Source organism: Pseudomonas sp. (assembly GCF_050739995.1).
Taxonomy (GTDB): Bacteria; Pseudomonadota; Gammaproteobacteria; order Pseudomonadales; family Pseudomonadaceae; genus Aquipseudomonas.
This window is the reverse complement of sequence record NZ_JBOICG010000572.1, coordinates 1-13,166: the sequence shown is the minus strand read 5'-3', so window position 1 is coordinate 13,166 and position 13,166 is coordinate 1. Positions and strand designations below refer to the sequence as shown.

Genomic DNA, 13,166 nt, shown 5'->3' with positions numbered 1-13,166 from the left:
TCGCCACCCAGCGCGGGGCAAGCCCGCTCACTACAAATTTGGCCGCACTCGTCAGGAGATGATCGTTAACCCCGCTTCCCCATCAGCGGATCACTGATGCTGTGCGCGCCAGTCTCGATCCGCCCCGCCACTCGGCGAACCCAGCCATGCTCATTGCGTACCGTGAAGTCATACCAACCACCGCTCGGCTGGCGCGAGAAGGTGCGTTGCTGGGAGCTGGCCGGGGCGACTTCAACCTGCCAAGGCCCTTGCTGGGTGTAAGGGCAACGCTCAATCGTGATCGAGGCCGGGCACTTACTGGGGTTGATCATCGTCAGTTGCAGGCTGTCGCCCTGATAGGCCACCGACAACTCGGGCTCGCGACGTAGCAAATCCCCTTTGAAAGCGCGGTGAAAGCCATTCGGTCCCAGCAACCACAGGTCATAGCCGCCCGCGATTGCCCAGGTGTCACTGAGGTTATTGTCGGCGCCCACGGTGTAGCGCCGTGGGATCTCTTCCAAGCGACGCTGGTCGTAGACGTGGAAGACCGCGCCCTGCTCACCATGGTTGAAGAAGTTCAGGGTCAGCGAACTGGCGCGACGGTCAACCGTCCCCCCGACATTCAACTGGTACGGCAACGCGCGGGAGGGCCGAGCCATGGGCTCCTGATGCGGCGTCTGTTGCCGGCCCACCGCTGGCACTGTCACTTGAGCCAGCTGCTCCTGGCGCTGGCGCAGCAAGTCCGCAGCCTGCCGGGTAGTGGTGTGCAGCGGTGGTAGCAGTTCGGTGTTGGGGTTGACGAAGTTGAACGCCGACGTGAGATCGCCGCACACCGCACGACGCCACGCGCTGATATTGGGTTCGCGTACCTGGAAACGCTTCTCCAGAAATTGCAGCACCGAGGTGTGATCGAACGCCTGGGAATTGACCCAACCACCACGACTCCAGGGCGACAGCACCAACATCGGCACCCGTGGGCCTGGCCCGTAGACGCCACCGTCGGGCGCAGGCTGTTGAGTGGAGCCGGGCGGTGCCGGGTGGGTGAACACCTCGCTGTCGAACTTCACCGTCGACTTACCGGCAAAGCTGCCATCCACACGTTTGGACGGGGCTGACGGAGAGGGGACATGGTCAAAGAAACCATCGTTCTCATCGTAGTTGACCAGCAACACCGTCTTGCTCCAGACCTGAGGGTTGTCGGTCAGTGCCTTGAGGATCTCCTGGGTGAACCAACCGCCCTGCACCGGGCTGGAAGGCCCGGGGTGCTCAGAGTAATTGGCTGGCGCGACCAGCCAGCTCACCTGGGGCAGGCGGCCGTTTTGGATATCGTCGCGAAACCCCTGGATGATCGCTTCCAGGTCCGACCCGTTGGCGGACGGCAGTGTGTTGCCGTTGCCTTTGTACAGCGGCACGCGGGCGTTGAGCTGATCGCTGTAGGGCACAAAATTCTTGAAGTCTTTCGGGGGGATGGCGGGGTTGCCGGCCGCGACACTCGCCGCTCGGAACTGGCGGAAACCGGCCAAAGGGTTGTCGCCGAAGTTGTCCGGCAAGAACTGATAGACCTTCCAACTCACGCCCGCCTCTTCCAGGCGTTCAGGGTAGGTTTTCCAGGTGTACCCCACGCTCACCGCGCCCGGGCCATCCCATTCGTTGACCACCGCGGCGACGTTGGCACCGGTCGGGCCGTTGGTGCCGGTCCAATGGAACAGGCGGTTGGGGTTGGTGCCGGCGTGGACCGAGCAGTGGTAGGCATCGCATAAGGTAAAGGTGTTGGCCAGGGCGAACTGGAACGGCAACTCCTGCTCGCGGTAGTAACCCATCGAGGTGTTGGTCTTGTAGGTCGGCCAGGCGTTCATGCGGCCACTGCCCCAGGCAGCGTGCTCGTCCACCCAAGAGTGCGGCGTACCATTGACCCGCTGGGCGTTGCCCTGCGAACTGTCGAGGTGATACGGCAACACCCGCCGTCCCTTGCCCTGCTGCTCCCACACACTGCGCCCGCCTGCCAGCGGAATCGTGAAACGATCACTGAAGCCGCGCACGCCAGGCAAGGTGCCGAAGTAGTGGTCGAACGCACGGTTTTCCTGCATCAGGATGACCACATGTTCCACGTCCATGATCGTGCCGGTACGGTTGTTGGCGGGTATCGCCAGAGCCTGGCGAATGGAGTCGGGCAGCAGGGTGTAGGCAGAGCCGATGGCGGCGGCCTTCAGCAGGGTTCGGCGGGTAAGAGTCGACATAGCACTATTCAATCCCTTGAGGTTCGTGAGAGAAAACGCTCCGGACAAGGTAGGGACTGTAAGCGACAAAGACATGACATACGCTATTCACGGTCATGTACCGGACCGTGAACAGCCTAGATGGATCACACCGTCCTGGCGGCAATCGCCTCCACTTCCACCAACGCCCCTGGCAATGGCAACGCCACCACTTGCAACGCCGTACGCGCGGGCTTGTTGGGCTGCTGCGGTGTGCCGAAGAACTGCGTGTAGCCGCGCTGCAATCCGGCAAAATCCAGCTTGCCGTCGGTTTCCTCGGCGCCCACCAGAAAGACGCGCAACTGCACGATATCGCCCAGGTCCAGGTCTTGTTGACGCAGGATGTGGCGGATTTTATTGAACACCGAAACCGTCTGTATTTCGGTATTGCCATAGACGCCTGGAACGTTCGGATCGACGAGATCGGGCAAGGTACCACTGACAAAAACCAGGCTCGCCGAAGCCGGTACGGTAACCGTCTGCGAGATCGGGAAATCGCCGACGCTGGTGCGTTGAATGCTGTCGCTCATGGTGTTGCTCCTTATGAGGCGGCCACTGCCGCTCGCTGTCGTTGTTGAGTCACCCGCTCGGCCAGTTGCCCGACCACATGACGCGCCGAGTTGGCCGCCGATTCCTGCCAGATGCCCACACCGCTTTGCACCAGGCCGTCGCCGGCGAAATACACGCGGCCGTGGGGTTGCTCCAGCAAGGCGCTGGCGTCGGCCGGGAAATGTTCCCGTTGCAGCCACGGGCCTTCGCTGTAGGGAATCTGTTCCCACGACACCGCCAGCGGGTGGCGCAGGTGTTTGGAGTAACCCGGATGCAGCCACTCCACCGCCTCTTTTGATGTGGCGTATTGCGTGGCGAATGGCTGTGCGCCAAACACGTCGGCCCCCTCCCCGGTCACGTAACCGGCCACCAATAAACCTTCACGGGTGTTGAGGTCATTGCTCGGGTACCACAGCAGCCGCGCCGGATGATCGATCCAGGACAGGCCACCGTAGGTACGGTAATCGGTCTCCCAGAAGCGCGGCGATTGCCACGCGACCTTGGTGGCCTGATCACTGCGGGTACTGCGCAAAGCGGCCTTGATCGGGTCGCTGAAGTCAGTGTCAAGCTTGGCCAGGAGCGGCAGGGGCAAGGTCGAGACCAGGTAATCCGCGCGCACCACCTGCTCGCGCCCGCTGGATGAGTCGTGGTAGGTCACCGCCACGCCATCTTCGAGCTGGCGGATCTGCCGCACCTGGGCACCCAGTTGCACCTGCCCGCGCACACGTTGGTAGAAGGCCTCGGTGATGCGGTCCATGCCGCCCACGGGCTGGAACATGGTGGCCGAGAACTCCGGGAATTCGGTGTGCAACAACGCGCCCCACAGTTCCGGATGCAGGAGCCGATCCAGCGACAACGGACTGCGGCTGGCGGGCAAGGCGCCGGGATGCGCCGGTGATTCCAGGTGTCCGGAACGAAGGGTGCCCTCGAACACCAGCGCTTGTGACAAGTCGCCATACACTTGCAAGAACGCCAGCAACCGGGTGCGCTCTTCGCCGCTCAACACATCATCGAGGGTATCCCGTTGCACGGCCTTGGCCAGCAAACCGGACAAATGTCCACGCGCATCATTGATCGCCTGGCCGACGGTGAACGCCGGCTGTTGCAGGTCCGGGCGCACCTGGGCGCCATGGCTGCTGTTGACCAGCACTTCCAGCGGCACGCCCAGCTCACTGCAATAGTCGAGTATCGTGCGGTGCTGGCTGGGAATCCGTGCGGGGCCGGCATTGAAGTAATGGCCTGGGTCAAACGCGGCCGTTTGCGTACGGCCGTCCTTGTAGTCCACGCGGTCACCGTTACGGATCGTCCACGTGCGGCCGCCCACCCGATCCCGCGCTTCCAGCAACTGCACATTGAACCCGACACGGCTCAGTTCCAGGGCGGTGACCAGCCCGGCGATGCCGGCGCCGAGCACCAGCACACGAGTGCCGTGCCCCAGGCCGTCCTTGAGTTTCAGCGGTTGCGGACGGCGGTGCGACGAAGGGCCCAGGCCCAAAACCGCCAGTGCATCCTTGACGGCTTTCTCGCCGCCCACGGCAGCAATGCTCGACAGCGCTTCACGTCGTGTCAGTCCCATGGTCAAAGCTCCTAGTCCGGCAGGCCCGGTGGGTTGATCAGCGACTTATCGACGCGCTCTACATCCAGCCCCCATCGCTGCAGCACCTGCTCGTATTGGCCACCGGCAATCGCGCCCTCCAGCGCCGTATGGATCGGCTTGACCAGACCGTTGTCCTTGCGCGTGGTCACGGCGATATCCGCCTGCAACGGCCAGCCACCGTTCACGGTGCCGACACGCTTGATGCCACCGGTGATCGCGGCGGAATAGGCGTATACCGAGTTGGGACCGAACAACGCATCGCTGCGCCCCGACTGCACCGCCAGTTGCGCGGCAGCCTGGTCGTCGAAGTACTGCAGCAGCGCAGGCTTGATACCGGCCTTCTCATTGGCCTCGTTCCAGGCCAGCAGGACCTTTTCCTGGTTGGTGCCGGAACCGACGATGATCTTCAGCCCGGCAATGCCCGAGGCCTGTTTGATTTCACTGATCTTGCTGGTGCTCTTCACATAAAACCCGAGCACGTCCTGGCGATAAGTGGCGAAGTCGAAACGCTTCTTGCGCGCTTCGGTCACGGTGACGTTGCTGATCACCGCGTCATATTTGCCCGAGCTGACGCCCAGGGGCCAATCCTCCCAACTGGTCTGCACCACGTTGAGTTGCAGGCCCAAACTATCAGCGACAAGCTGTGCGGTGTCGGCTTCGCTGCCGATGGTGGTCTTGTCGTCGTTGGCCAGCAGCGCCAGCGGTGGCCCCGCCACACCGGACACAGCCACGGTGAACTTGCCCGGCTGGGCGAACTTGAAGCCCGGCGGAATCTGCGCGATGGCCGCTTCGTTACGGGGGACATGGATGCGCACTCGGTCGGGGCTGAGGTCGACCTGCTGCACGGCGTAGGCGGTGTGTGCGGTGCCGACGGCGAGCGTCAGCAAGGCCACACGGGCGGTATTGATGAACATGGGCAGTCACTCCTTGAACTAAAGCACTTTGCCGAGAAAGGCTTGGGTGCGGGGATGTCGGGGCTGGCGGAAAATCTGTTCGGGCGGGCCTTCTTCGATCAGTTGGCCGTCGCAGAGAAACACCACGTGGTCAGCCACTTCGCGGGCAAAGCCGATCTCATGGGTGACGATCACCAGGGTCACCCCCAGTTGGGTCAGGCCCTTGATCACATCGAGCACTTCGCCCACCAGCTCCGGGTCGAGGGCCGAGGTGGGCTCGTCGAACAGCAGCACCTTGGGGTCCAGCGCCAGGGCCCGCGCAATGGCGACCCGCTGCTGCTGGCCACCGGAGAGCTGGCGCGGGTAGGCATCGGCCTTGTCCGCCAGGCCGACCTTGGCCAACAGCTGCGCCGCCTTGGCTGGCGCCTCGGCCTTGCTCCAACGCTGGTGGGCCAGGGGCGCCTCGGCGATGTTTTCCCAGGCGGTGAGATGTGGAAACAGGTTGAAGTTCTGGAATACAAAACCTACGTCGATGCGCCGTTTGAGAATCTCGCGCTCTTTCAACTCGTAAAGCAGATCACCCTTGCGTCGATAGCCAACGTATTCACCGTCGATGGTGATATGCCCGCTGTCGATCTTCTCCAAGTGGTTGATGGTGCGCAGCAAGGTGGATTTGCCCGAGCCGGAGGGCCCAAGGATCACCGTGACCTTGCCGGGGTCGATGGTCAGGTCGATGTCTTGCAAGACCTGCTGGTTACCAAAGCGCTTGCCCACGCCCTGGATCTGAATGCGCCCGACGCGTGCTTCAGCCATGGGTTTTCTCCTTGAACCAGCCGCGTAGACGCTGCAACGGCGTGAGTGGCAGTACGCGGGCGGTGCCCCGGGCAAAGTAGCGCTCGACGTAATACTGGGCGCTGGTGAGCACAGTGGTGATAATCAGGTACCACACTGTCGCCACGATCAGCAGCGGGATCACCGCCTGGGTGCGGTTGTAGATGACCTGCACGGTGTAGAACAGCTCCGGCAACGCCAGCACGTAGACGATGGAGGTGCCCTTGACCAGGCCGATAATCTCGTTGAACCCCGACGGCAGAATCGAGCGCAGCGCCTGGGGCAGGATGATGCGGAAGATCCGCCGCGAAGTGGGCAACCCCAAGGCTGCGGCGGCCTCATGCTGGCCGGCGTCAACACCGATCAGGCCGCCGCGAATGATCTCTGCCGCATAGGCCGCCTGCATCAGGCTCAAGCCCAGCACCGCCACGGTGAATTGGCTGAGCACATCCACCGTCGACCATTCGGCGAACACCACCTCGGTGAACGGCACGCCGAGCACGATGTGGTCATAGAGGTACGCAAAGTTGTAGAGGATGATCAGCACCAGCAGCGCCGGCATCGAGCGGAAAAACCAGATGTAACCCCAGGCCAAAGCCGCCAGCAACGGCGACCCTGACAACCGCGCCAACGCCAGCGCGGTGCCGAGGATGACACTGAACACGGTGCTGAGCAGTGTCAGTAACAGCGTCTGGCCCAGGCCGCGCAGTACCGATGGCGAGAAGAACCACTGGCCGAACACACCCCATTCCCAGCGTGGGTTGGTGGCCAGGGAATGCACAATGGCGAGCAACACCAATGCGGCAAAAATCGACCCGGCCCAGCGCCAGGGGTGCCGGGCAGGCACCACCTGCAGGGCCTTGATCGGTGTGGCGATGCGGGCCTGGCGAACCGGGCTGATTTCATCTATCAGGTCATAGGATTTGGCGACGATAGGCATGTTCTGTTCCTCGCTCGTGCAGGCGTTAGAAGGCGTAGGTCAAACGGGTGTAGTAGTACCCACCGGTAAAACCGTAGGGCGAATAGGTGCCGTAGCTGGCGAGCATGGTGCTGCTCGGCACGCCTTGCTTCTTGGGGTAGAGATCGAACAGGTTCTTGGCGCCGACAGCGATGTTCAGGGCTTTGGTGAGGTTGTAGCCAAGGTCGAGGTCGGTGATCCAGCGGGCGTTGTAGACCCGGTCCAGGTCGCGGTTGGCCGAGGAATTGACCTCTTTGTACGAGCCGTAGCGGGTCAAGGCCAGGTTGAGGTTGAACCGCTCGATGCTCCAGTCGCCGCCCAGGATCAGCTTGGTCTTGGGTTGCACATCGGTGATCAAGCCGCGGGCCTGACGGTCCATCAGGTCATACGAAGTACCGAGGATGTCGGTGGACGCTTTGTAGTTGAGGATCTTGGTCTGGTTCCAGTTGAACGCTGCCGTCCATTTCAGCGAACCGAACTGGCCGAGGTCCTGGCTGTAGTTACTGACCAGATCAACGCCCTTGGTGCGGGTGTCGGCACCGTTGATGAAGTACTGGCCGCCGGAGGTGGAGTTGATGCCGTTGCTCTGCAACACCTGGGTGACTTCAGGGCCGAGCAAAGTGCCAGTGAGGGTGATGCGGTCACGCAGGTTGATCACGTAGGCGTCGGCGGTGAAGTTCAAGCGGTCGCTGGGCGTGAAGGTGAAACCGAGGCTGAAGTTGGTCGAGCGCTCGGGCTTGAGATCCTGGGCACCCAAGGCCTTGGCCGCCGCCGAACCCACCGGCAGTACGCCGTAGTTGATCGACTGGTACACGCCATCGACCACGCCATACGTCGTGGAGCGCGCGCTGAACAGGCTGTTGGCCAGGGACGGCGCGCGAAAGCCATTGCTCACCGTGGCGCGCACGGCGAATTGTGGGGTGAAGTCGTAGCGGGTGGTCAGCTTGCCGCTGCGGGTGGCGCCGACGCCTTCGTTGTAATGCTCATAGCGAAAGGCTGTACCGACGTACCAGTCCGGTAGCGGGTTGAAACCCACGTCGACATAACTGGCCAGGCTGTTGCGCGAGGCGCTGCTTTCCTCATCCGGCGATATACCGTTGGTGACTTGCGCCCCGGACGACGCGCAATTGCCCGGTGCCACGCAGTAGCCGCCGTTGGCATAGGACGCGTAGTCACCGGCCTGCACTTCATAGGTATCGCGTCGATGCTCGAAGCCATAGGACAGATCCAGCGGTTTTTGCAGACCGATGTCGAAGCCGCGCTTGAAGTCCAGGTTGGTGGTCAGTTCAGTGGAAATCCAGGTACCGGAAGTGAAGCTGTTCGGTGTGGCTTCACCCAGGGACGGGTTCTGGTTATGGGTCGTGCCCTGCTCCGCTTCGTTGCGCCCGTAGGTGGTGGACAAGTCCCAGTTCCATTCACCGACGGTGCCTTTACCACCGAACGCGGCCTGGAAATCGTTCTCGTCGATGTACCAAGTGGGTGTGTAACCAGCCGGGTAACCATTGGGCCCTGTGGTGATGGTGTTAGTGATGGTCGGCAGACGAAAGTTCTGACCCTGCTCTGCCTTGCGTCGCGAATAGGTGGTGAAGGAGTACAGGCTGAGGCTGTCATCGATGGGCAACTCGGCGTTGTAGCCCAGGGTCAGCAGGTTGGTCTTGGGCGTGCCGTAGCCGCCGTAGGTGGTCTTGCCCGCCAGTCCATAGGCTTGCTCGTAGGTGTAGCCGTTGGCGCTGGCTTTGTTGTCATCGTTCTGACTGCGCGCATCCAGCGCCAGTTGCACGATACCGCCGTCGCCGATCTCGAAGCCCTTGTTGAGGCTTTGCTGCACTGTCTGTTTCTTGCCGTCGTAACCCTGGCCGACATTGGTTACTGAGGTGCCGTTGGTGTCGGCCTTGAGGATCACATTGATCACGCCGGCGATGGCATCGGAACCGTATTGGGCGGCAGCGCCGTCGCGCAGCACTTCTACGTGGTCGATGGCGCTGATGGGGATCAAGTCGAGATCGGCCGGGGCGGCGCCGGTGTTGATTCCGTTGATGTTCAGCGTGGCGCTGGTATGGCGGCGCTTGCCATTGACCAGTACCAGCACTTCGGCGGCGCTCAGGCCACGCAAGTTGGGCGCGCGAGCAATGCCGCTGGCGTCCCAGCCGGTTTTTTCCGGCAGGGTGAGCGATGGGATCACGGCACTCAAGGCTTCCATCAGGCCGGGCTTGCCGGTGCTCTGCAATTGCTTGGCGCTGACCACGTCGATAGGCACCGGGCTGCTGGTGACCGTGCGCTGTTCGGCGCCACGGTTGCCGGTGACGACGACGGTGGACAGGGTGTTGTCGTCCTGGGCTTGCGCGGTGTTGGCCAATAGGGCCAGGGCCAGCGCGGCGGTGGGGGGTAAGGTTTGCTTCATGTCCACTCCAGCATGTCCAAATCGCGAGGTCGGGCAGTCACGCGGTCGTGGCGACGGCGTGGTGTCAGGCGGTGTGTCGGCGGTTTGGGCTAGGTGTGGCGCGGGGGTTGAATCGGCAACATGGGGTGAGCTCCCTTCCAACGATTCGCGGCGGGCTCAGGGGTTGATCACCCTGGCATGGTGCGCGGAATCTGAATCACGCTGGGTACCATCCGGGGTCAGGGGTAGGCTGTTGAGTCCAAACATAACGGAATGGATTTCAAAAATATAATGCTGTTTTGGTATAAGCTAATATTCTCTAATTTTATTATTTGTGAAAATATTTATTCTTATTTGGAATGTTTCTTTGTGAGTTGGATTGGGGGCATATCCGTTATTCAGGTAACGGCGGCTGGTGGTTCCGCTCTTACAGCGGATCACTTTGGAAAAGCCCCAACGTAACCAAAGGGCTCTTGCCCCAACACTCGGCACCTCGCTCACGCTCGGTGTGCCCGGAATCCGACATTGATTTGGGGGGCCTAAGATCAAAATCAAGATCAAAAACAAAGCCAGAGCCGAGTTAGATGTGCTTTTCTGTGGGAGCTGGCTTGCCTGCAAAAGCATCAGCCGGATATGCCTGATTCACCGAGGTGTCCGCATCGCAGGCAAGCCAGCTCCCACATTTGACCGAGGTCGACAGTCAGAATCCGGTCGGCTTTAAGGCCGCCGCGCTTTGGCTTTTGATCTGGAATCGCCCCGTCAACCATGTGTCCGGTCCATACAGGCCTTTCCAAAAGTGACCCGCTGTAAGAGCGGAACCGCCAGCCGCCGTTACCGCAGCAACGGATATGTACACCCCCCCTCAATCGTCACAGGCAACCCGCCCCTAGCCACGATCACCAAACCGCAATGTGCGAATCCGCCCTGGGCTCAGTACCACCACACAACACCCCGCTGACCGCATCACGCAGGATAATCTGCCCACGCCCGTAGTCCGTGAGGTCACTGGCAATCTGCACTTGATGACCACGCCGTACCAGAGCATTGGCCAGATCACGGGAGGCACCCTGCTCGATGCCCACCTTCATGTCGCCCAGCCATTGCCAACGCGGCGCATCCAAGGCCGCCTGGGGGTTGAGGCCGAAGTCCACGAGGTTCATCACCATCTGCACATGCCCCTGGGGCTGCATATACCCCCCCATGACGCCGAACGGGCCAAGAGCCTGGCCGTCTTTGGTAAGGAAACCAGGAATGATGGTGTGAAAGGTTTTTTTGTCCGGCGCCAGGCAGTTGGCGTGGGTTGGATCGAGGCTGAATTCCTGTCCACGGTTTTGCAGGGCAATACCACTGTCGGGCAATACAACGCCAGAACCGAAGCCGTGGTAGTTGCTCTGGATGAACGAGACCATGTTGCCTTCGGCATCAGCCGTGGCCAGGTACACCGTGCCGCTGGCGTGGGGATCGCCGGGCTTGGGTGGCTGGGCGTGTTCACCGATCTGGTCACGGCGACGGCTGATGTAATCGTCGCTGAGCAGGTCAGCGACGGCCACCCGCATGTGCAGCGGGTCAGTGATGTGATGCAGGCCATCGCTGTAGGCGAGCTTCATCGCCTCTAACTGACGGTGCCAGGTCTGTTGGCTATCGCGGTGATCGAAGCTGAAGCCTTCGAGGATTTTCAGCGCCATCAGCGCCACCAGGCCCTGGCCGCTTGGCGGGATCTCCCAGACATCCACGCCTCGGTAGTTGATATGGATCGGTTCCACCCACTGCGCGCGGTAATCCTTCAGATCGCTGGCGCGCAGGTAGCCGCCACTGGCCTTGGCGTGGGCGTCCAGGCGATCAGCCAGGGCGCCGCGATACAGGCTTTCGCAACGAGTGGCAGCGAGTTCTTCCAGGGTGCGGGCCTGGGCCGGGTTGCGGAAAATCTCCCCAGCCCGTGGCGCTCGGCCGTCGATAAGGTAAGTGTCGAACCAGGCGTTCAGCACCGCATCGCGATGAGGGGTGAATTCGTCCAACGCAGCCTGCCATTGATGGGCAACCACCGGTGACAACGGGAAGCCTTCGCGTGCCAGGCTGATCGCCGGTTGCAGCAACTCGGCAAACGGTAATTGGCCGAAGCGTTGTGACAGCTCGGCCCAGGCCGATGGGCAGCCGGGCACGGTAACCGGCGTCCAACCGTACAACGGCATCTGGTCATGCCCCGCCGCCTTGACCGCCTCGATACTCAAGGCCGCCGGCGCATGACCGTTACCGTTCAGGCCATGCAACTGGCCCTTGCACCAGACCAAGGCAAACGCATCGCCCCCCAGCCCGCAACCGGTGGGCTCAACGACGGTCAACGCGGCCGCCGTGGCGATGGCGGCATCGATGGCGTTGCCGCCCTTTTGCATGACCTGGATACCGGCCTGGGCAGCCAGGGGCTGGGAGGCCGCCACCATGCCGCGCCGGGCAAACACGCTCTGGCGCTGCGAAGGATAGGGGTACTCGTGAGCAGAAAATTTCAACATGGCAGGGACTCGTCCACACAAGGATTCATTGGCCGGGCTCGACCCGGCTCCAGGTCATAACACGCGGCTTAGAAAGGCCCGGGTACGGGGATGGCTGGGGTGGCTGAAAATCTGCTCCGGCGGCCCCTGCTCGATAAGTTCACCCTGGTCGAGCACCACCACACGGTCCGCCACTTCACGGGCAAAACCCATTTCGTGGGTGACCACCACCATCGTCATTCCCTCCTCGGCCAGCTCCTTCATCACTTGCAGCACTTCGCCGACGGTTTCCGGGTCGAGGGCGCTGGTGGGCTCGTCGAACAACATGGCCTGGGGTTTCATCGCCAGGGCTCGGGCGATGGCGACCCGCTGCTGCTGGCCGCCCGAGAGCATCGATGGGTAATGACCGGCCTTGTCCGCCAGCCCCACCCGCGCCAGCAAGCCACGGGCCTGTTCCAGGGCTTCGGCACGCGGTGTGCCGAGCACGTGAATGGGTGCTTCGATGATGTTTTCCAGCGCGGTCATGTGGGGGAACAGGTTGAAGCGCTGGAACACCATGCCGATATCGCGGCGCTGGCGGGCGATATTGCGCTCCGAATCGCGCACCAGGCTGCCGTCGCTGCGTTCGCGATAGCCCATCGCACGACCGTTGACGCGGATGCGCCCGCCCTGGATGTCTTCCAACAGGTTGATACAGCGAATGAAGGTGGTCTTGCCCGAACCCGAAGCGCCGATCAGCACCACTACTTCTCCACGCCGTACTTGCAGGGAGATGCCCTTGAGAATCTGCAGGTCGCCGAACGACTTGTGCAGGTCCAGGGTCTCGATGATCAGTTCTTCACTTTTGTGCGCCATGGTTAACGTCCCCTCAGCAGTTTCAAGGTGCTGCTCCCGAACAGGCGGCTGGACGCGGGAGGCGGCGCGCCAGGCCGGTCGGATTGGCCGAAACGCGCCTCTAGCCAACGCTGGAAGAAGCCCCACAGGGTGGTGAGCATCAAGAAGTAGATGGCGACCACCAGGTACAATTCGAACACACGGAACGTCGCCGAGGTGACCATCTGGGTACTGAGCAGCAACTCCTGCACGCCGATCACGCTGACCAGAGTGGTGTTCTTGAGCATCACGTTGAACTCATTGCCCAGTGGCGGCACGATCACACGAAACGCCTGGGGCAGCACGATACGTCGCATCAGCTTGGCAAAGCCCATGCCCAGGGACCGCCCGGCTTCGTACTGGCC

10 protein-coding genes are annotated in these 13,166 nt (G+C 62.0%); all 10 read right to left on the bottom strand.

Translation table 11 applies throughout. The annotated features are described in order from the left end of the window. Positions 1-65 precede the first annotated feature (65 nt). Entirely contained in the window at positions 66-2,216 is a 2,151-nt protein-coding gene (locus ACRESD_RS19150; protein WP_431752340.1) for a phosphocholine-specific phospholipase C, read from the bottom strand. A 125-nt stretch (positions 2,217-2,341) separates the two neighbouring features. Next, on the bottom strand, positions 2,342-2,764 hold the full coding sequence (locus ACRESD_RS19145; protein ID WP_431752339.1) for a RidA family protein: 423 nt from the start codon (positions 2,762-2,764) through the stop codon (positions 2,342-2,344). 11 nt (positions 2,765-2,775) lie between these two features. Further along, positions 2,776-4,359: a flavin monoamine oxidase family protein gene (locus tag ACRESD_RS19140; protein ID WP_431752338.1), complete on the bottom strand. Its 1,584-nt coding sequence runs from the start codon at positions 4,357-4,359 to the stop codon at positions 2,776-2,778. An 11-nt stretch (positions 4,360-4,370) separates the two neighbouring features. Next, positions 4,371-5,294 (bottom strand): ABC transporter substrate-binding protein, encoded by a 924-nt coding sequence (locus ACRESD_RS19135; RefSeq protein ID WP_431752337.1) that lies wholly within the window; start codon positions 5,292-5,294, stop codon positions 4,371-4,373. Positions 5,295-5,312: 18 nt separating this feature from the next. Then, positions 5,313-6,086, bottom strand: coding sequence for an amino acid ABC transporter ATP-binding protein (locus ACRESD_RS19130; protein ID WP_431752336.1), 774 nt, complete (start codon positions 6,084-6,086; stop codon positions 5,313-5,315). Continuing rightward, positions 6,079-7,044 (bottom strand): amino acid ABC transporter permease, encoded by a 966-nt coding sequence (locus ACRESD_RS19125; protein ID WP_431752335.1) that lies wholly within the window; start codon positions 7,042-7,044, stop codon positions 6,079-6,081. Before ACRESD_RS19125 ends, ACRESD_RS19130 begins: the two co-directional genes overlap by 8 nt. Positions 7,045-7,069: 25 nt before the next feature. After that, positions 7,070-9,463 carry a TonB-dependent receptor plug domain-containing protein gene (locus ACRESD_RS19120; protein WP_431752334.1) on the bottom strand — a complete coding sequence of 798 codons (2,394 nt, stop codon included), beginning with the start codon at positions 9,461-9,463 and terminating at the stop codon, positions 7,070-7,072. A gap of 875 nt (positions 9,464-10,338) precedes the next feature. Continuing rightward, positions 10,339-11,949, bottom strand: coding sequence for a gamma-glutamyltransferase family protein (locus tag ACRESD_RS19115; protein WP_431752333.1), 1,611 nt, complete (start codon positions 11,947-11,949; stop codon positions 10,339-10,341). A gap of 54 nt (positions 11,950-12,003) precedes the next feature. After that, positions 12,004-12,783 (bottom strand): amino acid ABC transporter ATP-binding protein, encoded by a 780-nt coding sequence (locus ACRESD_RS19110; protein ID WP_431752332.1) that lies wholly within the window; start codon positions 12,781-12,783, stop codon positions 12,004-12,006. A gap of 2 nt (positions 12,784-12,785) precedes the next feature. Further along, the coding region (locus ACRESD_RS19105) for an ABC transporter permease subunit (RefSeq protein ID WP_431752331.1) at positions 12,786-13,166 on the bottom strand (381 nt) is incomplete at its 5' end.

Bases quoted from the DNA above. Each gene is read 5' to 3' on its own strand.
- ACRESD_RS19115 (WP_431752333.1), bottom strand. From the start codon at position 11,949: ATGTTGAAATTTTCTGCTCACGAGTACCCCTATCCTTCGCAGCGCCAG.
- ACRESD_RS19110 (WP_431752332.1), bottom strand. From the start codon at position 12,783: ATGGCGCACAAAAGTGAAGAACTGATCATCGAGACCCTGGACCTGCAC.
- ACRESD_RS19125 (WP_431752335.1), bottom strand. From the start codon at position 7,044: ATGCCTATCGTCGCCAAATCCTATGACCTGATAGATGAAATCAGCCCG.
- ACRESD_RS19140 (WP_431752338.1), bottom strand. From the start codon at position 4,359: ATGGGACTGACACGACGTGAAGCGCTGTCGAGCATTGCTGCCGTGGGC.
- ACRESD_RS19150 (WP_431752340.1), bottom strand. From the start codon at position 2,216: ATGTCGACTCTTACCCGCCGAACCCTGCTGAAGGCCGCCGCCATCGGC.
- ACRESD_RS19120 (WP_431752334.1), bottom strand. From the start codon at position 9,463: ATGAAGCAAACCTTACCCCCCACCGCCGCGCTGGCCCTGGCCCTATTG.
- ACRESD_RS19135 (WP_431752337.1), bottom strand. From the start codon at position 5,294: ATGTTCATCAATACCGCCCGTGTGGCCTTGCTGACGCTCGCCGTCGGC.
- ACRESD_RS19130 (WP_431752336.1), bottom strand. From the start codon at position 6,086: ATGGCTGAAGCACGCGTCGGGCGCATTCAGATCCAGGGCGTGGGCAAG.
- ACRESD_RS19145 (WP_431752339.1), bottom strand. From the start codon at position 2,764: ATGAGCGACAGCATTCAACGCACCAGCGTCGGCGATTTCCCGATCTCG.